General features: G+C 59.2%; 20 protein-coding genes and 2 pseudogenes. 11 read left to right on the top strand and 11 right to left on the bottom strand.

Annotated elements, in window-relative coordinates:
- Positions 1–1,448: 1,448 nt before the first annotated feature.
- The 4 genes from IVB40_RS09360 to IVB40_RS09345 all read right to left on the bottom strand — a co-directional run bounded on the left by IVB40_RS09360 (position 1,449) and on the right by IVB40_RS09345 (position 4,660).
- Positions 1,449–1,757 (bottom strand): addiction module antidote protein, encoded by a 309-nt coding sequence (locus IVB40_RS09360; protein ID WP_247452949.1) that lies wholly within the window; start codon positions 1,755–1,757, stop codon positions 1,449–1,451.
- Positions 1,758–1,823: 66 nt separating this feature from the next.
- Complete coding sequence (locus IVB40_RS09355) at positions 1,824–2,573, bottom strand: outer membrane beta-barrel protein (RefSeq protein WP_247288204.1); 750 nt, start codon at positions 2,571–2,573, stop codon at positions 1,824–1,826.
- A 386-nt stretch (positions 2,574–2,959) separates the two neighbouring features.
- Complete coding sequence (locus IVB40_RS09350) at positions 2,960–3,544, bottom strand: hypothetical protein (RefSeq protein ID WP_247288203.1); 585 nt, start codon at positions 3,542–3,544, stop codon at positions 2,960–2,962.
- Between the two features lie 963 nt (positions 3,545–4,507).
- Positions 4,508–4,660, bottom strand: a complete 153-nt coding sequence (locus IVB40_RS09345; RefSeq protein WP_247288202.1) for a hypothetical protein — start codon at positions 4,658–4,660, stop codon at positions 4,508–4,510.
- 1,775 nt (positions 4,661–6,435) lie between these two features.
- On the opposite strand from IVB40_RS09345, the pseudogene IVB40_RS09340 reads away from it, so the two are divergent.
- Positions 6,436–6,696, top strand: a pseudogene (locus IVB40_RS09340) (NYN domain-containing protein); the annotation flags it as partial.
- A 229-nt stretch (positions 6,697–6,925) separates the two neighbouring features.
- Here IVB40_RS09340 and IVB40_RS09335 read toward each other — a convergent pair.
- Positions 6,926–7,132, bottom strand: a complete 207-nt coding sequence (locus IVB40_RS09335; RefSeq protein ID WP_247818681.1) for a hypothetical protein — start codon at positions 7,130–7,132, stop codon at positions 6,926–6,928.
- Between the two features lie 1,744 nt (positions 7,133–8,876).
- Here IVB40_RS09335 and IVB40_RS09330 point away from each other — a divergent pair.
- On the top strand, positions 8,877–9,053 hold the full coding sequence (locus IVB40_RS09330; protein WP_198293370.1) for a hypothetical protein: 177 nt from the start codon (positions 8,877–8,879) through the stop codon (positions 9,051–9,053).
- 669 nt (positions 9,054–9,722) lie between these two features.
- Here the strand turns inward: IVB40_RS09330 and IVB40_RS09325 are convergent.
- Entirely contained in the window at positions 9,723–10,115 is a 393-nt protein-coding gene (locus IVB40_RS09325) for a hypothetical protein (protein ID WP_247282092.1), read from the bottom strand.
- A 784-nt stretch (positions 10,116–10,899) separates the two neighbouring features.
- Here IVB40_RS09325 and IVB40_RS09320 point away from each other — a divergent pair.
- A complete protein-coding gene (locus IVB40_RS09320; RefSeq protein WP_247282091.1) occupies positions 10,900–11,412 on the top strand; it encodes a septal ring lytic transglycosylase RlpA family protein in 513 nt (170 codons plus the stop codon).
- Between the two features lie 119 nt (positions 11,413–11,531).
- The gene (locus IVB40_RS09315; RefSeq protein ID WP_346283285.1) at positions 11,532–11,828 is read left to right on the top strand and encodes a hypothetical protein; all 297 of its coding nucleotides are present in this window, start codon (positions 11,532–11,534) and stop codon (positions 11,826–11,828) included.
- A 1-nt stretch (position 11,829) separates the two neighbouring features.
- Here the strand turns inward: IVB40_RS09315 and IVB40_RS09310 are convergent, their stop codons facing one another.
- Together IVB40_RS09310 and IVB40_RS09305 are read right to left on the bottom strand one after the other, a co-directional pair.
- Positions 11,830–12,054: a hypothetical protein gene (locus IVB40_RS09310; RefSeq protein WP_247282090.1), complete on the bottom strand. Its 225-nt coding sequence runs from the start codon at positions 12,052–12,054 to the stop codon at positions 11,830–11,832.
- Between the two features lie 44 nt (positions 12,055–12,098).
- The gene (locus tag IVB40_RS09305; protein WP_247291457.1) at positions 12,099–12,311 is read right to left on the bottom strand and encodes a hypothetical protein; all 213 of its coding nucleotides are present in this window, start codon (positions 12,309–12,311) and stop codon (positions 12,099–12,101) included.
- Positions 12,312–12,654: 343 nt separating this feature from the next.
- On the opposite strand from IVB40_RS09305, the pseudogene IVB40_RS09300 reads away from it, so the two are divergent.
- Positions 12,655–13,058 (top strand): annotated as a pseudogene (locus IVB40_RS09300) (transposase); the annotation flags it as partial.
- 855 nt (positions 13,059–13,913) lie between these two features.
- A complete protein-coding gene (locus IVB40_RS09295; protein ID WP_247282088.1) occupies positions 13,914–14,237 on the top strand; it encodes a hypothetical protein in 324 nt (107 codons plus the stop codon).
- A gap of 405 nt (positions 14,238–14,642) precedes the next feature.
- Here the strand turns inward: IVB40_RS09295 and IVB40_RS09290 are convergent, their stop codons facing one another.
- Positions 14,643–15,686, bottom strand: a complete 1,044-nt coding sequence (locus IVB40_RS09290; RefSeq protein WP_247818680.1) for a transporter — start codon at positions 15,684–15,686, stop codon at positions 14,643–14,645.
- 320 nt (positions 15,687–16,006) lie between these two features.
- On the opposite strand from IVB40_RS09290, the gene IVB40_RS35875 reads away from it, so the two are divergent.
- Complete coding sequence (locus IVB40_RS35875; protein ID WP_346283275.1) at positions 16,007–17,443, top strand: alpha/beta fold hydrolase; 1,437 nt, start codon at positions 16,007–16,009, stop codon at positions 17,441–17,443.
- Positions 17,444–18,128: 685 nt separating this feature from the next.
- On the opposite strand, the gene IVB40_RS09275 is transcribed toward IVB40_RS35875, so the two are convergent.
- Positions 18,129–18,443: a nuclear transport factor 2 family protein gene (locus IVB40_RS09275; protein WP_256465064.1), complete on the bottom strand. Its 315-nt coding sequence runs from the start codon at positions 18,441–18,443 to the stop codon at positions 18,129–18,131.
- 570 nt (positions 18,444–19,013) lie between these two features.
- Between IVB40_RS09275 and IVB40_RS09270 the strand changes: the two genes are divergently transcribed.
- Complete coding sequence (locus IVB40_RS09270; protein WP_247282102.1) at positions 19,014–19,466, top strand: ester cyclase; 453 nt, start codon at positions 19,014–19,016, stop codon at positions 19,464–19,466.
- A 377-nt stretch (positions 19,467–19,843) separates the two neighbouring features.
- On the opposite strand, the gene ligD is transcribed toward IVB40_RS09270, so the two are convergent.
- Complete coding sequence (ligD, locus tag IVB40_RS09265) at positions 19,844–20,767, bottom strand: non-homologous end-joining DNA ligase (protein WP_247282086.1); 924 nt, start codon at positions 20,765–20,767, stop codon at positions 19,844–19,846.
- A 554-nt stretch (positions 20,768–21,321) separates the two neighbouring features.
- On the opposite strand from ligD, the gene IVB40_RS09260 reads away from it, so the two are divergent.
- The 3 genes from IVB40_RS09260 to IVB40_RS09250 all read left to right on the top strand — a co-directional run bounded on the left by IVB40_RS09260 (position 21,322) and on the right by IVB40_RS09250 (position 26,107).
- On the top strand, positions 21,322–22,875 hold the full coding sequence (locus IVB40_RS09260; RefSeq protein ID WP_247818679.1) for an SUMF1/EgtB/PvdO family nonheme iron enzyme: 1,554 nt from the start codon (positions 21,322–21,324) through the stop codon (positions 22,873–22,875).
- Positions 22,876–22,892: 17 nt separating this feature from the next.
- The gene (locus tag IVB40_RS09255) at positions 22,893–23,336 is read left to right on the top strand and encodes a DUF4399 domain-containing protein (RefSeq protein WP_247818678.1); all 444 of its coding nucleotides are present in this window, start codon (positions 22,893–22,895) and stop codon (positions 23,334–23,336) included.
- A 728-nt stretch (positions 23,337–24,064) separates the two neighbouring features.
- Positions 24,065–26,107: a hypothetical protein gene (locus IVB40_RS09250; protein ID WP_247818677.1), complete on the top strand. Its 2,043-nt coding sequence runs from the start codon at positions 24,065–24,067 to the stop codon at positions 26,105–26,107.
- Positions 26,108–26,154: the final 47 nt, after the last annotated feature.

Below are 26,154 nucleotides of genomic sequence, written 5' to 3'. Positions count from 1 at the left end.
ACGAGGTCACGTAGCTCGGCGCGGCTCATGTTCCTACGGAGGAGACCTCTGCCGACCGATAGTTTTCTGCTCTTCCGGGGGGCCTAATACCGTGCTTTCGCTGGAAGGCTTTGGTTGCCTTGTACTCCATGCGTGAGCGGTAGCGCGCCAGGCGGTCGGGATAGGGATACGGTCCCGGCGCGCAGGCCTTCTTGAGCCTACAGACCCGACGGGCCCAGGCTTGCTGCTCCTCGTTCTCGAAAGGGTAGAAGGGAACGTCTGGCGGCGACCACTCGGCATGCGCAGGAAGGAAGCTTGGCCGGCGCACATCGAAGTCCCACCAGATCGCGCAGCCCATTCGCAATTGATGATAGTTGGTCGCGAGAGCCTCGATCGTCGCCGCGCAATACATCGGCGCGCTCCACCGGCGGGCAACCGGCGCAATGATGCGACGTTGAGAACGGCTTCGAGCTCCGACGGCCTCAGCTTTAGGCGCTTCAGCACCTCGTATTCTTGATAGAGCGGCGGATCTGCCATGGCGGCACCTCGTGACTGAGGAAGCCCGCCACGGGTGATGGCTGTCTGTCAAATTGTGGGAGTTGTGAACGATTTGAGCAGAAAATCTGAGTTCAAGTCAGAGGCGACCCGCCACGTGTCTGGTTTGTTGAGCCGTTCAGCGGGGCCACTTGCTTCCTGATTCGAGTCAACTTACCGCTCAGGCACTCGGAAGTGTCAGCAGCCCGGCCTCCATGGTCGCGATCTCCTCATCAATCTGAGCGATTAACCGCCGAAAATCCGTCTTGGCATTTAGGCGGCCTCAGGGGAGAGCTCCGAGGCGAAGACATCTTCGCCACGCTACATGCACCTAGCACTTGACTACGCGCGGCGCTGTTTCCCGCTTGGCTGGGCCTTAGGAACGTATGGCGTCAATCGCGTGGGCGATCAGGATCGCGACGCTGACCGCGATGATGATGACTAGCAGCCAAGTGATCACGTTCGTCTCCATCCACGCCATGGAGTGAACGCGCGCAATCGCGCACAGTCAAAAGCAACCGGCGGAAAAGCTTAACCTCGGCGCTGGGCTGAGGATTCAAGGCAACTCTTGCGTCCGGGTTCGGTCCTATCGGCGGAATGCGAGTAGGAGAAGAACAACAACGCACGATGCGATCAAGAGTAGCAAAGTGCCCACGTCACACTCCGACCCATTAGGGTTGGATCCGACCTATGCCATGCGGGAGGCGACCCCAAGTACACCAGGTGCCTCGTTGCCGTCGCTTGTCTCTGTAAGAAGAATGGCGCGCCAGCGGGAACCGGGGCCCGTCCGAGATCGCCCCTCAGCTCTGCCTCCGTGCATGCAGGCGATCACATACTGTCGGCTCTCGCGAGCACCTGACGGCGTGAACCGGCGGAGCTTCAAGGGACTTTTCCCGCCTACGACGCGCGGTAGCTCTCGCCCCCCTGAGTGTTGACTACTTCTTCGTTAGGCGAGCCGCGGCAGCTGCGGAACGCTCGCGCTTGGGCGTTACTTGTAGCTGCAAACCCATGGCCGAGAGCACTGCAAGAACCGTGGAAAAATTCGGAAGCTGTGTGTTGGTTTTGAAAGCTCGATAAATACTCTGCCGGCCTAAACCCGTCTGTCTTGCCATCTCGGCGATATTAAAAGCGCCAAGTGCCTCGCCGATAGCCTTACAAATTATCTTGGGTTCAGCTGAAGCAAATGCGCTGTTTAGCTCGTCGGCTAATTTCGAAGGGGTGACCGGTCGGTAAGTTTTCGTCATTCCAATCTCCCCAAAAAAGAAAGGCCGGCTCAAAGAGCCGGCCCCTATTTTTTTCAGTGATGCTGCTCAGTACCGGCCGATGCTCGGGCCGCCGAACTTGTAGTTCACGCGAACCGTGACGAGATCGACGTCCTGACGGATGCGATCCGCACCGAATGCTACGCCCGCGGGACCCGTGAATGCGAGCGTACGATCCTGCATAAACAGATGATCGTATTCGACACCAGCCGACCAGCCGGGAGCAAAGCCGTATTCCAGGCCTACCCCGACGGTACCGCCCCAACGGGTGTCATCGCCGGTGGTGGCAAGCACAGCGCCAGTTGCAGTCGAATAGATCCGGTTGCGATTATCGGTCACCGCAGCACCGCCCTTGACGTAGAACAGGACGTTGTTGGTGGCCCAGCCGAGCTGACCCGTGAACAGACCGAACGCATTGATCCGTGAATCGTTGCGGAAGCCCGGACCAAACAGGGTGCTCAGGTTGCTGCCTCGCAAGTCGGCCCAGTCGCCCTGCGCTTCGAGGCCGAACACCCAGGTCCCAGTCTGCCAGCGATAACCAACCTGACCGCCCGCAACTCCGCCAGTCGCATCGTGCGAGCCTTCGGGGCCCACCAGGAACGGGGCAACCGAGTCCCAGCTATTGCGGCTTGAGCCCCAACCGCCGTTGGCGCCGATGTAGAAGCCACTCCAGTCATAAATCGCGGCGACCATCGGAGGCGCCTTGGTGTAGGGTCGCGCTGCCATATCCGCCGCGCTTGCCGGAGCCGATAGGCCGAGAGCCAGTGTTCCGGCCGCAACCGCAATAAGTTTCTTCATTCGAGTCTCCCCAGAGATAATCAGTTTTAAGAGTCGCTAGTTCGCCCACCTGCGTTTCAACAGTACTCGCTCGTGGGTGTTTTGCTGTAGCTGGCCTGCCACACTCGCGATCGAAGGCAGGCCGGAACTCTTTATAACAGTTAAGTAATTGGGAACTTTATGCACGTTGGCGTTCACACAATGAGCCGTTGTTCGCCTGGCTGCTGCCGGAGTCGGGATACAGCGCTGTAGCCACGCGTTCTCGAAAAAGCCCCGCCGACTTTGTCGGCCAGCGGGTTCTCTATGTCGTGTGTGTCTCGGTACTCGTCACCAATCCGCATGGCTAATCGTGTTGCGTAACATGACGGCAGGTTTACTCCTGAGCCCTTGGCGCTGCGTCCCTCGTCTCAGTTGAACGGATCCTGGATCGATGGCGCCGACTGCCTAATGCGGCGCACGCTCACCGGCGAGCCGTCGGAGACGAACAGCAGCTCGTATCGGCGGCCTTCACTGTCGGTGGCCGAGCAGGTGATATCAGTCACCTTCCTCGCAGCGAAATTGCCAGTCTGGCGGCAGGTACCGGTTGATGGCTGCTCGGCCGGCACCGGCAGTCCGTCGACCCTAGGCCGATCCTTGGAATTGAGCAGCATGCGATCAATCGGCAGCTGGTAGGAATTGTCGTCGGCCCGTTTGCCGTTCTCGCCGGAGAACGACACCACGTGGCTCTCATCGTCGGGATCGTCGACGGCCACCGCAAAATTCACCCGCCCTTTGTCGCCATGGGCGTAAGCCACCGTCTTGCATCCGAAGCTGCGCCCGTCGACCTTCAGCGTCTTGCAGTGCCCGGACATCAGCGCCAACAGATCGATAAAAGCGTTCGGTCCGGCACCGAACGAGGAGCTCAAGGATTCTTCCTTCTGAGGAGATTGAGCAAAGCACGGCGCAAGGTAAACTAGAAAAACAAGCGCTGCGGCAGTCGAATATTTGGGCATTTGGTCACTTACAAGTATCCATGTATCTCAATTGCGCAACAGGCAGACCACATCAGCATGGAAAGCGCAACGTACACAAATGGGCCGGCCATTATCCGCCCCGCTCTCCTGGTAAATGGCTGGCTGACGGCCATGTGACCTGCAGCATCCAGTGCCTGAACGGCCTCTGTGATCGCAGGATCGACGTGCGGCTCGACGCACTCCCGCAGGATCAGCCACGGTCGCGCGTCGGCTTGCGCCTCGTCTGCTCGGCATGCGGCGCCGCAGGATCTGTGCATATCGTCCCGAACTGGCATGACAATCGCGGGCAAGTCAGGCCAAGCACGGGCGACAGTCTAAGGCCGCCCGTCGTTCGACCTTCCACGCTCAGCGATAGTTATCAGGCATACACGACCCCGGCCATCGGAGCTGGCAATTGCGTTGCTGCACAGTGAGGTCGAAAGCAACGCTATAATGGTCGGAGGTGTTACGGCGGCGAACCTGCCGCAGGATTCTAAAAATTTGCGTCGATCGTCTTCTTGAGAGGACATTCGCGCTCCTATGATTTGGAAATAAGTAAGTGTTAGTCGATTAGAAAGTTAAGTAGCTCAATGACGAAATGTAGCCAAAAATCCCGTCTCAGTCGGCGGACCGTTTTACGCGCTGCTAGAATGAATGAAAAGAAACTCCTGTTCAGTCCGCCGCCTGATTTGGTATGCAGTCGAGCGCGGCTGGCTCGATCTGCACGAGAGCGGTACCTACGTCCGGCTGCTAACACTCGGCGAGATCTGCTGACAGCCGTGGAACTAGATTCACTGCCCGGCTTCTTCTTCGAGCTGGCGGAGCGGCCCCGGCATCAACCCTCAGGCCCCCAAGCCGGGGCCGTATCTCGGTTGGCGACCACGCAGCTGGGAGCGTCCGCTTTAGCTGGTTTTTGCAAGGTTCGCTCTCGCTCACGGGCACCCCGGGAAGCGAGGCGCTCGCCTAGGTGGCGACATTCTTCATGACGGTCGAAACAGCTTCGATGAGGACCGGGCACTCTTCATATTCCTTAGCATCGCCCGCAACAGTACCGCGAAGCTCCCTGCACTCGCCGCCATCGAAGAACCACTTGGCTTTGCCAATGGCGACGATCACTTTGCATTTTGGGCATTGCACCTGCATCTGCCTACCATGCGCTCAGAATCGGCGCATTTCCAGCCACAACCTCAGCGAGTTTGGACAAGAAAGCTGCCAAAAAGAGCCTCGAAACGAAGGTCGACCCATGGGAAAAGCCGCAGCGTGGTTCCAGCCCCACTGCGGCATTCCCGGGCAACTCGAAATTGGGTTGGTACTTAAATCGCGCCGGTGTTCCGAGAGTAGAACACCCCGTTCCAAAGATGGAGTCGGTATAACTACCGGTGGCGCCTTGTCACTTTAGAGCGAAGATGGCACGGCTTGCTTTCCAGCCCCCAATGCTCCCCGCTGCCGAATCCAATTGCGGATTTGAGCGCCGGAGCCTCGAAAGTGAAGGTCGCAGGAACGGCCAGAGGCTGCTCCTGCGACCGACGCCGCGACGTTCCGCACGATCGGCGTGGCGGCTGCAACTGTTAGCACAGAGGCTAGTCAGAGCGAATGGCGGGCCGCGACGAGCCAGACGACCTTATAAATTGAGCGGCTTGTCGTCCCAGTTAAGCAGCCCCAATCCTCGCTCAAGCTCTTCCTTCTTGCCACGAGCCTTACGGCAAGAACGTCATTGACCAGCGGTGGAGTCGCCACAGCTCTTTATCCGACATGCAAAGGGGAAGCTGGCAACTAGTCGTCTGCGGAGCGCGGAAGGTTAGAGGCGCCCGCGAACTTTAGCTGTTCTTCTGACTGACCCTCTCCGCCGTCGGTGCGGCGTGCCAATCCTTCTTTGCTCAGCTTCGAGCACGCGGTTGCGAAGGGCTTCGAGTTCGGAAAGTTCAGAGATGAGTGCATTCAGATACTGGCGGCGCAGGACATCTGCGCGAGCAAAATTACGCATGGAACGCCCCAAAAATAATCACACACAAGAAACTGCGAGGCCGCTAACGCGGTAGATTATGGCCACTACAGCCTTTGAGTTAACTGGCGTCAAGATGCTTCTACCGGATGCAACGGGCGGCTTTCGCAAATGAAAAGCCCGCCCACCTGGGACCCGGCGGGATGACTAGGATTACGATCCGGACAGACCGCGAAATTACTTGAGCACAAAGGCACGCCAGCGAGAACCGGCGGATGGTGGGCAATCGAAAGCCATCAAAATCCGCCCGCCTGCTACGTGCTGAGCCCCCGCACGACCGAGCCGCATCACACATCAACAGGTGGCGTACCAACCATCCGGAAACGGTAGCAGAGGCCAGGTGCCCGCGTTGTCATTCGCAACCTCGGGCATGACGTTGATGGTTCTTCGCCCACTCGCCCCCTCAGTAGGAGTGGAAGAGAGGCAGGCAGCAGGCGCACGCCCGCGACCATGGGAGCGTTGCTCGGAAAGCTCTGTGCTTAAGTGCGTAGTCTCTATGGAGGGCATAATGTTCAGTCCGCGCGCTGGGAGCGCTGAAATTGAATTTGAGGGAAAACGTCCGGGCTCAGATCACGCCCGCAATAATCAAAACTCCGACCTCGACCAGTAGGAGCGTACCCGTTGCTGCGGAGATGAAAAACCAATTACCTAATGACAGGAACTGCATGATTGCGTTCCAATTTGCCAAAGAAGCGGCCCCTACATCCATTGGACGGCGTAAGCAGGGGGCACGATGATGGGGCCGCTTCCAGGAGGTCCTTGACGCGTGCGTCCGGCACCAAGCATTCGCATCCTAATCCAAATTTAAATCTTGTCTAGCATTTAATTCATTTAATGTTTGTTTGTTTAATATTCAATCGGGTGACGTTTGCAACGATGCAAGCCGCCGGGTGACGGCGACTTCCGCTCCCTGGTCCAGGCCGTTCAGCGCCGCGGCGTGCGGGTCACCGTGATTTCCACGATCGCGAGCCAGCCGCCGATGATCGCCGACGAGCTGCGCCGCCAGGCCGACGTCTTCACCGACCTCGTCGAGCTGCAGTCAAAGCTCGGCCGCGACCCGTCCGAACGCCCCGCCCCGCGCGATCGTGATGCGCGTGGACACATGCCCAAATTCTTGCAGGAACCGAAGGGAAACGACCCACACGAGTAGACCCTGAAGGCGGCGCCGCATTTCGCAAGTGCGGATGGGCCGTTGGCAGATGTCGCTTTAGATATCTTGGCGACGGCTCGGGTCGCTTGCATGCAGTCGAAGCCTGTCCTGGCATCAAGGTCAACCGCCAACCAAGGAAACTAGTGGACAAGCACGAGGATCGGGGGCCCGACCGCTCGTTTCCGCTCTAGCGAAAAGGCCGCCGCCGACGTCGGCGGCCTTCGGCTTGCTACAAGCAGGTTGCTCCGGACATTTTTTGACGCGGCGTGCAGGTGGTCATCATCCTTTTCTGCCCGGCCGCGCCCTTCGCTGGTTGCGCCACCGGCGCCTTTGATTTTGCCGCACCGGGAGCGGGCGGCATGGCTTGCGCCTTTACTTCCAACGAAAACGAAACAAAGAGAGAAGCAACAGCAATAATCGCGAGCGCACTCTTCATCTTACCCTCCGTTTGGTTTGGCAGTGAGGCTTTCAACTAAGGAGCGCGACGGCCGGCATCCGAAACGAGTACAGGTCGGCCATCCGTTCGACGCTCGCGTCTAGACAGGCTGTTCCTTCTTACAGGCCGAGCTAGCCGCTGCTTGAGTCGCGATCGGCTGTCGGGGCTGCGCTGGCACTGAGTTTCCAATTCTGTCGTTCAGCTTTCGGCTCTCCTCAGAAATCCGAAGCGCGGCGCGCTACGCACATCCAACAGATATCAATTTAGAAATCGAATAACCGGCGATATCTGATCTTTGCCTCACAAATCACATCTGTAAATAGAAAACTGGCAACGTGATGGATTAATTATGCTCCTGGCCACCCGAATTAAATAGGCCTTGGTCGCAACACGCGGCAGCGCCTTCGAGCAAACGGAGCCACATGCGTTACGTGGGGGGGCCCGCTCACGATCCGAGACGGCCCGGTTGATCACTGTCACTGCGGTCTTTGCGCTCATCTTCGCAATGGCGATGTGACAGCGCAAGTCGAGCGGTAGTTGTTGTCCCGGCCGCCGACGGAGTTTGGCCTGTAGACCGAGATCCGGACAAAGCGCGAGGCTCTGTCGCATGAAGACCGCCAGGTGTGAACGAAAGGCCGCGAGTTAAGGCGTGGCCAAAAAGCGACGCGGGATCGCGTCAGCGACGATCTGGACGCACGTGGAGGGGCACGACTTTGCCCATGTCGCTGTGACCGGAGCGCCGGCTTTGCAGCTTCACCACCTGCTCGAGTTCGAGAGCCTCTATGGCGAGCTCATCTGCCAAGCGTTCGAAAAGTGCGCGCTTTCGCGGGTCGCTCGATCGCCTGCTCATAAGGACCAAATCCGCGGCATCGGCACGGAGTCTGTTCAATTTTTCCGTTAGGTCCGCCATGGTACCGGCCCCGTCCTAGACCCACCTCGTTATGCGTGACGGGATGCAGGTCAACGGCGGAACACGCCTGGGGGCTTCGTTAACCGATTGTTAGCTCGACATTCGTAGGGCCGAGATGTGTGAACGAGCGCCCGCTAGCTTTGCCGAGCGCGCGTCTGCGGCTATCCGATCAATGCTTCAGTGCGCACACGTGGTCACGAGCAGCATGGTCCGGCATTGCCAATCGGATCCCAACATTGGTTCAGGGACTCCACGAGGAGTACCGATGGCCATAGTAGTACCAGCCGCAACCAGAACAGCGGCGGTCAGCGCGAGCATTCGATAGGTTGCCGAGTTCCACTTCATTGCGCTTCCCTCCAGTGGAAGCGCGCACGCTACGCTCGGTGATACTCTGCCAGTTGTGAACTACTTCACACAATGCGGATCACAGCCTTGTGCAGGAAGCCCGCCGGCATGAATTGGTGGGCATTGTTCGCCAACGTCGCGCCTGCCTAACCGTTGACGATTGACTCTGACGGCGACGCCGCTTGGCTAATCATCGTCGGGGTCGCTGGCGACGTCCCGAGCGACGCGCGCGCCGTATTGGACGGCTAGTTGAGCCGAGCCAAATAGCTCCCCCACATCGTCCGCACATGTCTCTCCCTTGTGAAAAATCGGGAGGTAGTAACGTCGCATAGCCGCGGCCCTCGTCCTTCTAGCGCGATCAGCCCACGGCTCAGGACGGCCTACACCTGTCGAAAAGGACAGGGTCCGTCAAACAGCGCCATTCACAAGGCATTTGCGAACCGCGCGACACGTGTTAGACCGCGCTCCCATCAACGAAGGAGCGCCAAGTTGGCCAAGAAGAAAAAAAGTGTTCGTCGCGAGTGGACGAAAGACGACCTGAAGACGCTGAAGTTACTTGCGAAGCAAAAGACTGGTGTCACGAAGATCGCAAAGAAATTGAAGCGAACGCCGGGCGCGACGGCGGCTAAGGCATTTGTTCTTGGCTTGTCGCTAAGCACGCAATAGCGGGCACCTACTCGGTCATCCGACAGCGCTCTCGCTCCACGCAACCTCGATCTGATAGGATGCCGCGCGATGCGACGTGCGTTTCTGGGCGCCGTTGATCGCGCGCAATATTTTCGTTAAGCATTTCCGAGTATGCGGATGTCATGTTTCGCGCGTTGGGGCAGTTGCTATTGCGAGGTCCGGTAAGCGTTGCTGGCGCCGCTCTGATGGCCCTCTGCGTCGCTGGTGTCCTGTCGTTGGTTGCGACGTACTTTCCGACCAAAGAGCAAACAGTCGTCGAAAACATCGCTCTCAAAAGCGGGTTGCGTACCCAGCCGTTGCGGCACGAGGGTGAGCGCTGAGCATTAGCGGGAACAGCGATGCTTTCCAGGATCGGATATCCAACTGGGTGACCGTCGCAGGAGCTGTCCTCGGACTGGCGGGATTGATCGGTGGGCGTTCCAAAGAAACCGCAAGCGGCAGAAGAAGTGCGAGAACCCGCCGTACTTATCAACCGGCCGTCGGACCGGAGGCGGTCCCAAATCGCCTTGAGAGGACCACTTTCAAGGGCGGGCTAGTTGGTCACCAACGTTGACGCATCGCTGTTTGGTTCTCTTGGTTGAAGATGTTCGCGGAAGGTTTTTCCTACTTTCGGAAAGAAATTTCCGGCACTGAACTAAGCGCGAACATCTATCGCTTTGTGCGTGAGTTCTGACGGGCAGTCGCAGCGCTCTCCGCATTCGCGGATGCCAGCCCATCAACGCGTGCGCCGAGTGCGCCTAGTTGATCTGACATTAGCTTGCGATTACTGCCTTCCGAGGCAAGTTTGCGCTGGACCTCCGCTATCCGGTCCACAAGGCTTTGCTGGCTTGACTGAATGTCTTTCATCGTCTGCTCAAGAGCTGCTACCGCCCTCTTTGTTTGTTCGACGCCAGAATCTCGACGAATAGCAGTCGCCGCCTGTAGGGCATCAATTCTGTTATTCATCCAAACGAACATGCCTCCAGCCAACACAACAATCAGCGCGACCACGAGCCAAGGCAACACCTGACGGTGCGTGCGGGCAGATTCTGTTGGTTCCATCACGGGCTCCTATGAGGAACGCAACCCCATCATACACCTTGAATCGGACTTAGTTACGACCGCCGCCCCAGAGTTGCCTGCAAGATGCCGTGCTCAAAGGAGCAAGTCTGCGGCAGACAAGCGTGCAAAGCGAGAGGCATTGAAGGAAGAGCCGGCTGACCGGACTGAGGAAGCCGAGCAAGCAATCGCAGGTCTTGGGAAGGTACTGTGTCAATTGCCAACGCTCGTCCGGTCTTCGAAATCGCCGAACAGAAGATGCGGCGTCCTTTAGCGAGCGCCAACCGCAGGCTCCTAAGTACCTCTAATAACCCCCTCTGCCTCGAATCAAGCTGCCCGACAGCGCGTTCGGCACCCGCCTCGGCGTGGTCGTCGTGTTCGGCCTTGGCGATTGCCCCTCGAGCTCGGGCCGCTGCTCGTCCACTAAGACCAGCGCGAAGCACCGCTCGACGGGCCATTGGCGTCGGCGGGCGTATGGCCACCAACAACTCTGCCCCATTGTCAGTAGGCGGGTTGAAATTTCTCATTTTGGGGATACGCAACTTTTCCCATGGGCCGGTCGTATGTAGTGCGCGCTGGGAAGACTGGCCGATAGGCCCCCGGCCGGTTGCGCTAAATGGCGCGATGCATCGCAGCGAGATAATTGACTTGCTGCGGTGCTCCTACGCACATCCGGCCAACGTCGGTATGCAATCACCTATTCGCGAGACGCGAATACATGTTCAGGAACACTGGCGGATGGGTTGCATTGTTGACTTGTGCTTCAATTGTTTGATGAGGCCGAACAATGCGCCTTCTCCTCAGAATGGTTGCGATTGCGACACTCCCTGCTTGGATTGGATTGAATGCGAACACCGCTGCAGCAGAGGATTTCAATGAGCGGTGGTCCATCATTCCAAAGGCTCACGCTGAGCCGGCTCCTGAAGGACTCGATCAGACAAAAAAGGATGAGGCGCAACCGCAACTTCCGAACGGACAAGAGCCCTTGAATGCTCGTTCGGGCACTCAATCTTACAACCGGGTCTTTTCCGGAAAAGCCTCCTACTACTCCTACTCCAAAGGCAAGACCGCGAGCGGTTCATCATTTGACCGGAATCTACTAACCGCGGCGCACCGACGTCTGCCGTTCGGCACGAGGGTCCGGGTCATTGATCTTGAGACGAAGAAGTCGGTGGTGGTTCGTATCACCGACCGCGGACCATGGGTCCGTGGCCGCGTCCTCGACCTCTCGCTCGCCGCGGCGCGTACCTTAGGGATTACGGATCGTGGCGTGGCTCCGGTTCGTGCTGAGGTGTTGTAGCAGTCGTCCATCGCCTTGCGAGAATACGCAACCGCTGCCCCGCGCCCTTACATCAATGGTCCGGTTTTGGGTCTGAACGTGCCGCGGCTCTGAACAATCCCGACGCTATTGCGGTCATCGTGACCGCCCTCCGGCTTTCTCACGGCGACGAAGCTGCACGAGCCATGCTGGTCGGTGGCATGAGCCTAGCCGCGCTGATAGACGCGATGTTCTCCGCACCGATCGGCCGACGCGATGCCGTTCACAACATCACAAGCGCGTTGGACGACTTTGCCATTTCACCGGAACTCGGCCCGGTCTGGCACCTTCGCTACCTTTACGAAAGTCATGGCTCGCTTCGCGTCGTCGATATGGAGATTGCGACGCCAACCGGCACGCTGTCCAGTAAAGACGTCTGGCTTCGTCTGCCCGTCTAGCTTATCTCGCCACCTCTGCGATGTGGCCGGTGCTGTCGATGATTACCGAGCGCGTGGTGCCTTCCTTGACGGCCTTGTAGGTCTTGATCTTGCCGGCCGGTAATTCCTGGATCTGGGAGTAGCCCGCGGCACGAAGCTTGGCGATGACCTCCTCAGACGTCAGGCTGAGCGCGGACGGGCATGCCCAGACCACTGCGAGGGGAGCGATGACGAAAGATCGCAGCACTTGCCCTCCTTACGCGCTCGCCCTCACCAGGTTGGCGCGTTAGCCTACCCGGCGATCGGTCCCGACAGCATCTCCATCCCGGCCTCGATGGCCGCAATGTCTTGCTCGAGCTGGGCGATCGACGACCCGCAGTCGAAGCCAGTCATGGCTTTCAGATCGAGCGCCAAGCGCCGGCGGTGCATCCTCAACTCCTCGAGCGACTGATGGTCGTTCAGTCTTGCGTAGCCGTCCACAATCAACTCAATCGCACTCGACATAACGCTACCCCACAATACGAGTTCGGATGTGCAATGCGTCTAGCCTACGACCGTCAGCCGCCCCGGGGAAGTATCTAAACGCTGATTGGTCACGGAACCCGACTTGGCACCCGCTTTGCTGCAGCGGCCGGCTGGCGGGGCGTCTCCCGGCTAACGAGGGCTTGACCGACACCTGGCGAGGCGGGTCAGCCGCCACAAAGTCTAACGGCTTGCCTCCGGAGGAATCCTCCGGATGAGCACCAAGTCGCGAGAGGTCATGCGGGGCGGTAGGGGTTATGGTGACCTTGCCCCCCGGGCTTAATCCAGTTTGGAGTTCGCTCTCGCCCAAGACGAGGACCAGAGCATGAAGCGCAGTCGTTTCACGGAAGAGCAGATCATCGGAATCTTGAAGAAGCACGAGGCCGGGGTTTCAGTGGCCGATCTGTGCCGCAAGCACGGCGTGAGCGACGCCAGTTAAAAATGGAAGACCAGGTTCGGCGGGATGGACGTCTCCGAGGCCAAGCGGCTGAGAACGCTGGAGGACGAGAACACCAGCCTGAAGCGGCTCCGGGCCGACGCCATGCTGAACAATGCGGCGCTCTGGTGGATGCCCATGGGATGAGCGAACGGCGGGCGTGTAAAGCCATCGGCTGCTGCCGCATGACCATGAGATATCGGACGACGCGGACTGACGATGCCAGCCTTCGCCAGCGCATGAGGGCGATTGCCCAGGAACGCCGCCGCTTCGGCTACCGGCGACTGCTGATCGAGGGTCAAAGCCGCACCGCTTGGGTACTGGGTCAGTTTGAAACTGGCAGGATAGAAGGGTGGCGTCAGGACGATTCAGGGCGCATACACATGGGCAATGGGCGAGCTTGCAAAAAGAGCGTGGTTACTTTCGATCGAGTACGGCGTCTCGCCGGACCTAGCCCCGACATATGGGTGGTTCTACGTCGGCTTCGCCAATGAAGAGGCAGCTAAAAACGCGCTTCGCGCCCACCTCGGCACACGCGTTGGCAAGAGGGTAATCAAGGGCGAGCGGCTGTTGGTCCCTGATGAGATAGCCAAAAACCGCTGGGAAACGGTCAAGTGGTCAAGTTCGGCGGCCCCAAACCTAGAGCACAGCAGAATGACCCAAGCGCCCTAGAAACCAGCTCGCTAAGTCGATTATCGACATTGCGACGGACGAAGCTCCTGGGCGAACGGACGTAGCTCCTGGTCGGTTGACCCTTGAACGAGGACAAATGCCGCCAGTGGCGGGCCAAAACCTCGGAGAAAACCCCAAAGCGAATTCGCACAGCGAAACGCCATCCGGGCCGTATTCTACAACGAACCGCGCGCGTGCCGCGCAGAAGTAGTAAAGAGGCACCGGGCCACACCCCCTGCTGGTTTGTGTGAGCGCGAAGCGCTCGCCGCACAGGAACGCCACCAGGCCTCACCTGCTGCACCCGATGGAACGGGTATTCCTGGGCGTCATTATCGCCGCTATCCTGCTCCTGCTCGTGGCCTTGGCAGCCACGGGGATGTCCCTGCTTTAGCGCGAAGCGCTCGCGGGCCGTTTGCATGCACCAAACGCGCCGCGGTTAGCGCCGGGTCCTGTGCCTGCCAACAACAGGATGAGACATGTATCTCAAGCTGAACATCTCCGATGCGGACCGCGCGGTCCTCCTGCATAACCTCTGGCGTATGCACGACATCTTCGTGGAAATGGGTGACACGGGCCCGCAGTTCTTCGCTGACTACAAGGATATGCTGGACTCGATTGAGCGGAGGAAGGATCTCGATCCGACATCGGTCGAGCTCGTCCTCCGAACGATGGAGCAAATCCGGGAGCACAATCTCCTCGGCCCCGAGAGGGCACACCAGGCCGACACGCTCAGCCGGATCGAGGCCGACATCAAGCGGGACGGCAGGACGATGTTCAAGAAGTTCCGGATGCCGTTCTGAGGGATGTCCCAGCCCTCAGCGTGGGGGACAGCGGGACACGGGACAACCGGCAATCAAGGCGGCAACGCCGCGCCGGCGCCCGCGCCAAGTCGAGCACGCTCCCAACGGCTTGCGGCTAGGGCCGCGCCACTACGCCCTGCCCAGCCTGCAACGATGCCGCCGGACGAGATGCCAGTGCCGCCGAAGGATTTCGACCCCAGCATCACCAGCATGGAGGTCATGCGCGCCGCTGGTGAGAAAGCCGCCCCGAAAGCGGCGCGGGAAGTCGCTGAACTAAGACCTATTCTCACAAACGTCGGCTTAGCAACGCAAGCGGAAGTCTCCCACTTTGACCGTGATCGGCGGTTGCAGAACGGACTCAAGAGAAAGCACGACGCTTACTCGTTGGCGGCCAGTCTATATGGATCAGGGACCGAAGACGGCGGAGACTCCAGCCAAAACGCGCCATGTGGGGGTCGCTTGAATCCCGTTGTAGTCGTTAAGGACCGGAATGCCGACCATCACGTAGCTCGACCAGTTCTCGACCGTAAGGCGCAGACCCGGCGAAATGAACACCGTGTTGCCACCTGAGTTTGGATCGGCGATGCCGAAGGTTCGCTGCTTCTCGTGCCACTCGCCGTTAATCTCAAGCAAAGCGTCGAGGGCAACATGACCGTGCGGAGCGGCCAGCATCGGGGTCTTGGTCACCATCCGTGAGCGATCATGACCGGCGTGTGCATAGGTAGCACGCGGGTCATGGGAATGCGGCTCGCTGGCCGTTTCGCCGAACAGTCGGTAGGCCAATGCGCCGTTATAGAGAAACCGGTTGCCGAGATTGGTGTCTTGAGTCCCAGTCCTGGTTGCAATCGCGAGTACGTTGGCGTGAAAGCTCAAGGCGGGATACAATTGCTGGCTGAAGGCGACACCGAACAAGCCATCCCAAGATCCCGATCCGGGTTGAAACTCTGCCTCGAAGGTTTCCCGAAATGGATCGACCAGGTTGGTCGCGCCGGTCGGGGCCTTGGCGCCGAACAGCACCGCCGCCTGCGTTCCGCTCACCCGATTGTTCAGAAAGCGATATTGGCCTAGCACGGTTACATCGCCAAAGCCCGATGTGTTGCCGCGGTCACGCACGGTGGCAGGATCCTCCTGCACGCCTTCGAGAATACCGGTGCGGCGCACCCATGGCAGGCGCACCGATACCGTGAAATCGTTGGTGATGCCAACAGCAAGGGCAAGGACGCGGCTCTCGACCGTTTGCAGGCCATGGACGTCGTTACCGACATTGGCGAGCAGAGTTAGATTGCTCAGTTGCTGCAGCCGGAGATAGTCAACGAACACGGAAAAGGCGAACTGGCCCTCAGCGAGGGTGCCAGCGCCGATCGTGAAAATGCCGCCGGCACCACCGATACCGCCGATGCCTTGGATGATGCGCCGATGCGGCGCTCGCGCTGATGGCCGTGGATGCAACCAGAGCTGCAGTGAGTAAGAATCGATTGGTCAACGTCCGCCCCCTTTGACGTCACGCGCGGCATCGATCGTACGTTAATTCTGTCGCTTCGGCTATTGGGCCGTTAGCTGCCCTATCGCAAGCGTCGAGGCGTGGACTGCTTTTGACCCTTTTGCGAGGTGGCTGCCGAACCGACTACGTGCGATTATCGGGGTAGACCGGAAGTGCGCGGCAAAACCAAAACCGCGCTTTGATCCGCGGCGGATTCCGCCGGCCCGTTCAGCCTTGTCGCGGCCACTGATTGCGGGCAGACTGGCAGTGGCATGAGAGGGCAAGAGCCATGCAACGCCGGCTTGCGGCCATTCTAGCGGCGGACGTGGTCGGCTACAGCCGGCTAATGGGCGCCGACGAGATGGGGACCCTCAATTCCCTCAAGTCGCACCGCCGAGAACTGGTCGACTGCGGCATTTCCGATCACCACGGCCGCATCGTCAAAACCACCGGCGATGGGATGCTGGTGGAATTCGCCAGCGTCGTGGATGCGGTCGCCTGTGCGGTCAAGATTCAGCGCAGCATGGTGGGGCGCAACGCAGGGGTCGCTGCGGAACGGCAGGTCGTGTTCCGGATTGGGATCAACGTCGGCGATATTATCATCGACGGCGACGATATCTTCGGCGACGGCGTCAACATCGCGGCGCGCTTGGAAACGCTCTGCGAGCCCGGCGGCGTATGCATATCCAGGGCGGCGAACGACCAGATCCGGGACAAGCTGTCGATGGCTTTTGCTGATTTGGGCGAGCAGGCTGTGAAGAACATCTCGCGCGCGGTCGGCGTGTTCGGGCTCACTGCCAAGGACATCGAGGCGATTCCAGACGCCGCGATTCCCTCGTCTGCGGAAGACACGGTCGCGGCGTCAACCGTCCAACACAAGCAGGAAATTCACTTCTGCCAGACCGCCGACGGCGTGCAGTTGGCCTACGCCAGGACCGGCCAAGGGCATCCGCTGGTGAAGACGGGGCACTGGATGACCCACATCGAATTCGACTTCGAAAGTCCAATCTGGCGGCATCTCTACCGGGAATTGTCCCGCGAGCACCTTTTCATCCGATATGACGCAAGGGGAAATGGGCTTTCGGATCGTGACGTCCCCGACGTAACATTCGAGCGGTTCGTCGATGACCTCGAAGCGGTGGTCGACGCCGCGGGCATCGAACGGTTCGCGCTGCTCGGCATATCCCAGGGGTGCGCAGTCTCGATTGCCTACGCGGTCCGGCATCCGGAGCGAGTGTCGCATCTGATTCTCTACGGAGGTTATGTTGTCGGCTGGAAGAAGCGCGCCAGGACCGAGGCGGAGAAGGCGGCCGGAGATGCGATGCTGACGCTGATGCGGCTGGGATGGGGACAGGAAAACCCGGCTTTCAGGCAGATGTTCACGTCGCTGTTTATTCCGGACGCTAACAAGGAGCAGGCCGACTGGTTTAACGAGCTACAGCGTATATCGAGCTCGGCCGAAGACGCAGCGCGCAATTTACTGGCAAATGGCGAAGTGGAGATCAGCTCACTACTGCCGCGGGTCAAGGTGCCGACCCTTGTCATGCATTGCCGCAACGACGCCAGAGTGCCGTTCGAGTCGGGCCGTCGGCTGGCCGCGGGGATTCCCGGCGCCCGATTTGTCCCGCTCGAAGGCCGGAATCATATCATGCTGGAGGGCGAGCCGGCTTTGGCACGCTTTCTCGACGAGCTACGATCATTTCTTGCCTCCGATACTCAACACTAAAGGTACTGGGTACGGCGGCTCCGTTTAGCCGCCAATATGCGCCACGGGTTGCCCGTTGATCTCTTTCTTGGGCCGGTTGGAGACGTGCCGGTCCGGTCTGACCACGTCCGTTTATCCGCTTCGAACGCTGGTCATCGCCTCACGGGCAAACCGACGCGATTGACCCGCAGCGGACGCGCACTTCAGTCATCAGCCACCGCCAAACTTGGATGGATCATCGTAGGCAGGAGGATCGTCGTGATCGGTCCGGAGACCTCCCGGAACGGAATCGTCGCGATAGATGCGCACGCCCCGTGGAGTGGTATAGCTCGGGATGACCGCCTGGCCAGGACGCATGATGGCTTGCCGCGAGTTGTGATGCCACCTTGGCGCGGCGTTCGCAGAAGCACACGACGCGATCCCAAGGCATAATCCGAAGATAAAACGCATTGCATTTTCTCCAAAGCAAGCCCTGTTGTATGTGGTGCGCGCGCCACTCCTTGCTTTCACATTCGAACGAGGCTTTAGGCCCGTTTACGAATTCAATCCGGCCGCTTGGATGTCCGGTCACCGAGATCATCGGTCCAGATTTGCCCAAGGGAGTTCTTCGCATTTTGACTCGAAGACGACTTTGGAGTTCGCGCAGCCCGCTTCCTGATCCGGTCTGGCTGCCGAGTTGCCCCCAAAGCCCCAGCGGATTGTGGGCTTAATTGGATAGACCGCAGGTTTGGGATGAGATTTGTCCGAGAGCATCAAACGTTAGAACTACACTGACGACGCCGTGCCTCGCGACATATGTGATTAGAGTTCCATCATCCGATGGATGCAGGTTGTCCAGCTCCGAAGCTGGAAATTGCCGAACCCGGTCCGTCCAATAAGCGTGGAGGCCCTCTCTGCCAGTGATGGGAGCTTTCATGCTACCACAGCCGCAATGGACTGTCGCATCGTCAGCATACATCTCCAGGATAGTTTCAATCTCGCCAGCGCGGTAGGCGTCGAGCCAATCAACCGCAGCGGCCATCGGGTCGAAGGACATTGTTCCTCACCTACATGCCGTGATCGACGGCAGATGTAGGATTGAGCTCATGAACGCAAGATCAAAATCCAGAGTTCCGCGTCTGTAGTTCTCCGGCTAATCAACGAATTTGGGCAGAGCAATATTGATGAGTGCCTCTCATCCCGTCGCACCAGCAACATCGCCTGTTGGCCCGTAGCTGACCTTAGCTCAGCATGCCGCGAGGTCTGCTTTTGGGAGGCAAGCTGAAGCACGCAATGCGAGCTGCCAAGGTAGCTTTTGACGCGATGCCGACCTGTGTTGGCGCAGCGGCCGGTCGGAAATCGGGTGGATCGATCTGAGTGAAATCCTATCGTGGGCGGGCGCACATAGGAGCACGACATGCACAAGTTTCACTCTATCGCAGCTCCTTGTGGAGATGGCCTCCGACCAGAACTGCGAGAGCTGTTCGAACGGCTGGCGATTGATCCTCAGTCTGGGCCGCACATCCGTCCCGACGGCATGGTCCAAGCCGGCCCCGATCCCGTCTCCAAGGCGTCCACTCGAACTGAAAACACAAACAGAGGAATTAGCTACATGTCGAAGGAAAGTGACAACAAGGCCATCGTGGGTCGCTGGTTTACAGACTTTTGGGGCGCGACCTGCAACCTGAACATAGTAGACGAACTCGCAGCGCCGGACATGCTGTTGCAGTATTCGCTTCACGAACCTCGTCGCGGCCGCGAGGACATTAAAGCCTTCATGACCGACTTTCGAAAGGCGTTTCCGGACCTCAACTTCTGGGGTGCCGCTGACCTGATTGCTGAAGGCGATTACGTCGTTGGACGCTGGGAAGGTGGTGGCACGCACACCGGGCCCGCCTTCGGCGACTTTTTGGCGGGATCGCTGCCTGCCAACACAGGGCGCAACATGAAGTTCACCGGTACGACCGTCCTGAAGCTCAAGGATCGCAAGATTGTCGAGGAGATTGGCCTCGACGATGGTGTGGCGGCCTTGACACAGCTTGGACTTATCAAGGCTGCCGCATAGGCCTATTTCTAATGTAACGAACGGCACGGTAGGCTCGACATCGACCAATAGCGCCGGCGCAACCATCAGCGGCGGTCTGGCCGGAATTCGGGGCGGCTTTGCCGATGTTATGAATTCGGGCAGCATCAGCGCAACTATGGCGCTGGGCGTCGGCACAGACTCGCTATCCGACCGACGGTGACAAACGTTCGTCTCCGCTCAAGCGAAGAACATACCCGCGGAAGCTAACGTTCCTTATCCACAAGAAAAGGCCTCCGCCAGTGGCGGAGGCAAGTCTAGGAGGGACACTATCGTCAGCATGGCGAACGGCATTGCCGCGCTGCCGTTCCTCCACCAGCCGCAGACTGCGGAAGAAATCACAAGAGTTTAAACCTGGGTTATTTCTTCGACAGGCCTTTGAACGAACTGGCCCGCAGCGGGCCTTGGGAGGTGATGTCCCGGTATTCGAGGTCGGCGTAGAACTTCGGCTCGACCCAGGTCGCCTTCGGTTTCCTGACAGGCTTGGTGAGCTTTTGTTTCGGACTGATGACGGTATCGAGAGCCTTGCGGATCTCCGCCGATTTCGTCCGGCTCCAGCCCGTCCCGACTTTCCCCATGTACCGCAGCTCTTTCCCTTCCTGCTTGCCGAGGTAGAGCGCGGCGACGCCGGACGGGTCCTTGACGAAGCCAACGACGGGAAATTTCTCGCGCTGGACGGTCTTGATCTTTTGCCAGGTCTCAACCCGCTCCGACCGGTACGGGGCATCAACCCGCTTCGAGACGATGCCTTCGTAGTTAAGCTTGCCGGCCGCCTCGAACAGCGCCTGCCCGTCACCTTCATGGTGCTCACTGTAGAAGATCGGTGCTTCCAGCCCGTTCTCGTCTATCAGCTGCTTCAGGAGCTCCTTGCGGGCAAGCTGAGCCATTCTGCGAAGGTCCTTGCCGTCCAACCATAGAAGATCGAAGGCGAAGTAAACCAGCCGGTCCTGGTCGCCTCGGCCGAGGTCCGCCTGGAGTTCGGAGAAGTTGGTTCGCTCTTTATGGATGACGACCACCTCGCCGTCGACGATCGCCTGACCCGGGATATCGAAGGCGCCGGCAATGACCGAGAACCTGTCGACCCAGTTATGGCCATTCCTGGTGAAGGCCTTCCGGCCGTCGCCGCCGATGTGCAGCTGGATGCGGTAGCCGTCGTATTTGACTTCGTGAATCCACTGAGCCCCCGAAGGAGCTTTCATCTTCAGGGTCGCAAGCTGGGGACTGATAAAGCCCGGCATGGAAGTTTGCGGCTTCTTGGCCGGTGCTCCGGTACGCTTTGCCACTCAAGCAACTCACAAAAACCCCGCCGCCGGTGTTGGGAGCCGACGGCGGGACAGTCTACCTTCTTAGTCACGGGACTCATAACTTCGGGGCTGCCAGCGTGTTCCCGCGGAGGGCAATATAACCGGTTCAGTGCTTTCTTGAGAACAAAGCCGAACAGTAAGCCAACGCGACGCGATAATCCGTTCTCGGTTACGCGGGCTGCGGTGCACCACACCTGACAAGAGATCGATGCCGATAACGCAGGCCGGCCTAGCGGCAGTTTGCTTGCACCACTGATTGACCGCGGAGATGACGCCGAACGTCAAAAGCCATGGAGTCGATTGTCGCAAGTGTGAAGGTCGGGGATCGGCGCGCTCTGGTCGGCGCGCCTTAAAGCCCATCCCTACGCACGAGGGGCATCGGCGGCGACCGCGTGATCTGGGATGGCATTTCGATCGGCAAGGCGATGCACGAGTGCTTCGATGTTGTCTGCGTTCATCGATGTGATATCGTCGCGGATGATCCTTTTGACGGGTTGTATGCTGGGTCGCCTTGCAGTTTTGTGGGTCCCGCTATGGGCGAAATTCGCAACTTCCGATCCGGGAACAACGGTGACCCCCCTTCACATGGCGTCGGACCTCGTCGTCTCGCAGCGATCATTGTCGGTGATATAGCTTCCTACAGTCGCTTGATGCAGGCGGACGAAGAGGGTACCCACGTCCGTGTCAAGCGGATTGAGCGGGACCTCATCCGGCCCAGCATCGTCGAGCACCATGGAAGTCTGGTGAAAACGACGGGCGATGGCTTCATCGCGATTTTCGACAGTCCGGTCGAGGCCGTGCGATGCAGCATCGTCATCCAGCAGAACCTCATCGGGCGCAATGCCTCGCTTCCGAGGGATACGCGGATCGAGTACCGGATTGGCGTCAATCTGGGCGACGTCATCGTTGAGTCGGACGATATCTACGGGGACGGCGTCAACATCGCCTCACGCATCGAGGGCATTGCCGAACCTGGTCAGGTCTACATCTCCGGCGCGATCTACGAGCAGATCAAGCACAAGGTCGTGTGCGGCTACGAGTCGCTCGGGGACCGCAAAGTCAAGAACATCACCGATCCCGTGCGCGTCTATCGCGTGCTGGCGGATGCAGATGCAGTCGGCAAGACCAAGGGCCGGCGCGAGAATATCTTGATCTTCCTCCTGAGCCTCACGCTGCTGGTCATTGCCACCGGCGTGCTGTGGTACCTGCTGGCGCAGGCGCCGGGCAAGGTGAGCGAGCAGGCCGCCCTGCCCGCCGCTTCTCCTAACGCTTCTCCTAACGCTTCTCCGGCCGCATCGCCAAGCCCGCAGCCTCCGCCGCGCGAGGGCGCCGCGCAAAGGCCGCAGCCTTCTCCCTCCTCGGCTTCGTCGCCTCCCTCGCCCGCTCCGGTGCCAAGTCCATCGACAGTTCCCGTCCGCGAACCCGAGATGGTCGCCATTCGCGGCGGCAGCTTTGCAATGGGAAGCAACGACGACCCGACCGAGCGTCCTGTCCATCAGGTGACGGTCAGGCCATTCTCGATCGGCAAATATCCGGTGACCGTGCAGGAATGGAACGAGTGCGCCGCCGCAAAGGCGTGCGGCTTCACGGCGATCGGCAAGGACGATGCGCCGGTCAGCAATGTGAGCTGGACCGACGCCCAGCAATATGCGGCCTATCTTGCTCAGGCGACAAAGAAGACTTATCGGCTTCCGAGCGAAGCCGAATGGGAATATGCCGCGCGGGGCGGAACGCAGACCAAATATTGGTGGGGCGACAAGCTGCAGCCGGGTATGGCCGGTTGCAAGGATTGCGGTGATCTCGCGGCCGAGCAACCGGCGAAGGTCGGCAGCTTCAAGCCAAATCCGTTCGGGCTCCACGACATGGGCGGCGGTGTGGATCAGTGGGTCGAGGACTGCTGGCACAAGACCTATCAGGGCGCGCCCGGCGACGGCTCGACCTGGAGCAGCGGCGACTGCAGCGCTCACGTCCTGCGCTCGGGCTCCTGGAAGAACGATTCGAGATATGTGCGGCCGTCCAACCGCGACGGCTACGACACCAATGTTCGTTATCCCACCCACGGATTCCGCGTGGCTCTCAGTCCTTGAGTGGAGGAGTTGGTTTGATGCAGATCCTTCGTTGCGTCGCGCTGGCGGCGGCGCTCGCATTGCTCCCGGCGGCAGCCTTCTCGCAAGGCAAGGCAGCCCCCAAGGACGCAAAGCTGTATTTCATCACCCCGCATGACGGGCAGAAGGTCCGCGGCGGATTCTGGATCCGGTTCGGCTTGCGCAACATGGGAGTGACCCATGCCGGCGACGAGTATCAGAACGCCGGTCACCATCATCTGCTGATCGACGTCAACGACCCCATCGATCCCAAGGAGCCGATCCTGCAGGACAAGTCGCATCTGCATTTCGGGGCGGGACAAACCGAAACGCTGCTCGAACTTCCGCCCGGGACGCACACGCTTCAGCTCGTGCTAGGCGATGCCAAGCATTATCCGTTCGAGCCGCCCATTGTTTCGGAGAAGATCACGATACGGGTCAGGCAGCCCGTGACGGCGAAGTAAATCGCAAGCAGGGTCTAAGGTGTCATTCCACCATTGCCGTCACTGGCCGCCGCTGCTGCGATGCGTATATTTTTAAGGAGATCAGCTTCGAGCGACAGGACTGGCAATGAACCTGCACCCTTGGTGCTTTTCGGCCTGGCAGTCACCCCGATCAGTGCGATGTTAGCGTGGTTCGCTTTTTAGACCTTTGAACCTTTTTCGCGATGCGAGCGTCTTATAATTGAAGCTTCCCTAAGCTTCACCCCCACCAGAAAGCCCCGCTTCCCCCGGCGGGGTTTTCGCTTTTGCGCGCTGCATCAACGCACCAAGCTTTCCAAGCGGCACCGCGAGCAAGCTTGGTTCGTTCTACGGCTTACTAGCCGCACCAACACCACTCCTGTTCTTGAAACGTCTTACCCAAATAACGGTCTGTCGCATACGTCATTGTCATCGGCGGTGTACTCATCGTGAAAAGAGCGCTCTTGGCCAAGCGTCGCAGAAGCTGATCGACCTGGAGCATCCACGCTTTCCAGCGGACTTATCGATTTAGATCCGAGACGCTCGCTGAAACCAGGCTTGGGCCGCCACTAATGACAATCGGCCAAGCGCCACTCTAGGTGCAAACCAACTCGTATACTCATTTGCCGATGTGAGCGAGTTCACACGCGCTCCGCGCGTCCGGGCGTATTCAACTTTAGGGGACAAGGGATAGATGAAACGACCACGTCGACAACACCGTCGGAGGTATCATGCTTCACTATTCATCCGAGACAGCAGAGCTTCTCAGAGAACACTATCACCCGCACTCGACCACAAAACCGGAGCACGTCAGGGTCACTCCGTCACCGGTTTTGGACAAACATGCCTATGCTAGGGCGTTGGCCGAAGGCTTGCGAGCCTCTACGAAGTTTGGACGCGTGGATGTGCTTGGACCGCGAGCGCTCCGGGAGCCCGTCAGCGGCGTCTATTCGTTGGCGCAATGGCAATCGGGATTCAAGCTCCAGAATGACCGCGGTACATGCTGGGCTTTTGCGGGTGCCGCGGCTTTGGAGGCGGCATATCGACGCAAGTATGGTCTGCTCATCGATGTATCCGAAGAATACATCTTTCATATGGGCAAAGCGTTTGCTTTGAATCGAGACAGCGCGGGGGCGGCAGCGCGTCCGGTAGAGAACAATTCCTCGCTGACCGGTTTCCAAGGCAGTGGAGATATTGCGGAGAAAATTTCGGAGAATGCCTCGCCTCCAGAGGATGCGGCTCCATACTTACAAAATCAGCAGACGTTGTTGGACATCTTACCCGTTTTGGGATTTGCAGGCGTGGAAGCAGTGGCGAGCCAAGAGGACTACGACGCCGTTGAATTTTGTGAACAACACATTCCGCTCCTGGCGCGGGTGAACGCTCGCTACAGAGCGGCGGGTTGGGGGTCTCTTGGCAACAACCCGAGCATCATCGCGCTGGAGAATACCATCCTCGCGGACCGCGAAGTAATCTGCGATGTCTTCCACAAGACCCCGAACATCGGAGGTCACGTGCTTTTGCTGATCGGCTTCGATCGCAATCGACAGGTGTTCTTCGCTAAGAACCACTGGGGCGAAGACAAATTCATCGAGATCGCCTACAACAACGATCCGAACTGGCAGATTAATTCGGGCTGGTACATCACGGACGTCGTCGATCCAACGTTTGTGCAGAGCGAGGCTTGTTGGCTTGGCAACTGGCATGCAAACGTGGGGAACTCCTCGTTTCGGCTTATCCTGCGGAGGTCTGAGGATTTTGCCAATCCGGGGACGCCGACGAAGCTTGGGACGGCGTACTTGAGCGATGGGCCTCACGACGTGAACGGACTATTTCTAAACGGGGGCGCTCATCTGCGTATGTTTATTGCGCCGACAACCGCCCCAGTTTCCATTGGAACACTGAGCGGCTGGCAGATCGACGCCGACCTAAACTTTTCCGACATCTACAACGCGGCTGGGCAGGCCGGACAAGAGTCCGCCGCACTCTCCCGCTTCAACACACGCTTCGCAGCTCTGTTCGACAAGGGTGACGGATCGGCATGGCAAGCACGGCACGGGATCACCCCAGAGGCCTATCAATCGATTTTTGATTTGCTGGTCAGAGAAGGATACCGGCTGACCAATGTATGCGGATACAGCGAGGGGACGGGCTCCCGGCTCAATGCTGTCTGGCAACTGCGCGATGGCCCCGCATGGCAGGCGCGCCACGGCCTGACTAACGACCAGTACCAATCGACATTCGATGATCTCGTGGCAAAAGGCTACCAACTCGTTTGCGTCAGCGGTTACGCCGAGAACGGACAGGCCCGGTACGCCGCGATCTGGGAACAGCGGACATCTTCTGATTGGGAAGCGCGGCACGGGATGTCGCGGAGCCAATACCAGCAGACCTTCGACCAGATGGCCGCCGACGGCTTCGCGCCCGTGCAAGTTTGCGGTTTCCGGGTCAATGTTGATGTACGCTTCGCAGCGATCTGGGAACGGCGCCCTGGCCTCGAATGGATTGGTCGGCACGGGTTGACGGCGAGTGAATACCAAAAGGCTTTTGATGACCAGAACGCCGCAGGTTTCCGTCTGGTTTCTGTGAGCGGGTACAGTGACACAGGGATCGCTCGCTACGCTGCAATTTGGCACAAGGACCAGCCGGGCGAATGGCAAGCACGGCACGGTCTCGATGGCGCGGCATATCAACAAGCCTTCGACGATCTGTCCCGGCGAGGATTCCGTCCGGTGCAGGTCTGTGGATACGGTGATGGATTTTATCCGGCCTAGATCGCGAGGTGCCGCCACTCAGCAGTGGACAAGCTCTCGAACTGCGC

The organism is Bradyrhizobium sp. 40, assembly GCF_023100925.1.
In the GTDB taxonomy this organism is placed as follows: Bacteria; Pseudomonadota; Alphaproteobacteria; order Rhizobiales; family Xanthobacteraceae; genus Bradyrhizobium.
Note: the sequence above shows the minus strand (reverse complement) of the source record. Positions and strands in the feature narration are given on the sequence as shown.

What these genes read in the sequence shown, in the direction of transcription:
- IVB40_RS35875 (WP_346283275.1), top strand. Translation starts at nt 16,007, where the DNA reads ATGCAACGCCGGCTTGCGGCCATTCTAGCGGCGGACGTGGTCGGCTAC.
- IVB40_RS09320 (WP_247282091.1), top strand. Translation starts at nt 10,900, where the DNA reads ATGCGCCTTCTCCTCAGAATGGTTGCGATTGCGACACTCCCTGCTTGG.
- IVB40_RS09350 (WP_247288203.1), bottom strand. Translation starts at nt 3,544, where the DNA reads ATGCCCAAATATTCGACTGCCGCAGCGCTTGTTTTTCTAGTTTACCTT.
- IVB40_RS09295 (WP_247282088.1), top strand. Translation starts at nt 13,914, where the DNA reads ATGTATCTCAAGCTGAACATCTCCGATGCGGACCGCGCGGTCCTCCTG.
- IVB40_RS09255 (WP_247818678.1), top strand. Translation starts at nt 22,893, where the DNA reads ATGCAGATCCTTCGTTGCGTCGCGCTGGCGGCGGCGCTCGCATTGCTC.
- IVB40_RS09305 (WP_247291457.1), bottom strand. Translation starts at nt 12,311, where the DNA reads ATGTCGAGTGCGATTGAGTTGATTGTGGACGGCTACGCAAGACTGAAC.
- IVB40_RS09250 (WP_247818677.1), top strand. Translation starts at nt 24,065, where the DNA reads ATGCTTCACTATTCATCCGAGACAGCAGAGCTTCTCAGAGAACACTAT.
- IVB40_RS09270 (WP_247282102.1), top strand. Translation starts at nt 19,014, where the DNA reads ATGTCGAAGGAAAGTGACAACAAGGCCATCGTGGGTCGCTGGTTTACA.
- IVB40_RS09360 (WP_247452949.1), bottom strand. Translation starts at nt 1,757, where the DNA reads ATGACGAAAACTTACCGACCGGTCACCCCTTCGAAATTAGCCGACGAG.
- IVB40_RS09260 (WP_247818679.1), top strand. Translation starts at nt 21,322, where the DNA reads ATGGGCGAAATTCGCAACTTCCGATCCGGGAACAACGGTGACCCCCCT.
- IVB40_RS09335 (WP_247818681.1), bottom strand. Translation starts at nt 7,132, where the DNA reads ATGAAGAGTGCGCTCGCGATTATTGCTGTTGCTTCTCTCTTTGTTTCG.
- IVB40_RS09325 (WP_247282092.1), bottom strand. Translation starts at nt 10,115, where the DNA reads ATGGAACCAACAGAATCTGCCCGCACGCACCGTCAGGTGTTGCCTTGG.
- IVB40_RS09355 (WP_247288204.1), bottom strand. Translation starts at nt 2,573, where the DNA reads ATGAAGAAACTTATTGCGGTTGCGGCCGGAACACTGGCTCTCGGCCTA.
- IVB40_RS09275 (WP_256465064.1), bottom strand. Translation starts at nt 18,443, where the DNA reads ATGGCCGCTGCGGTTGATTGGCTCGACGCCTACCGCGCTGGCGAGATT.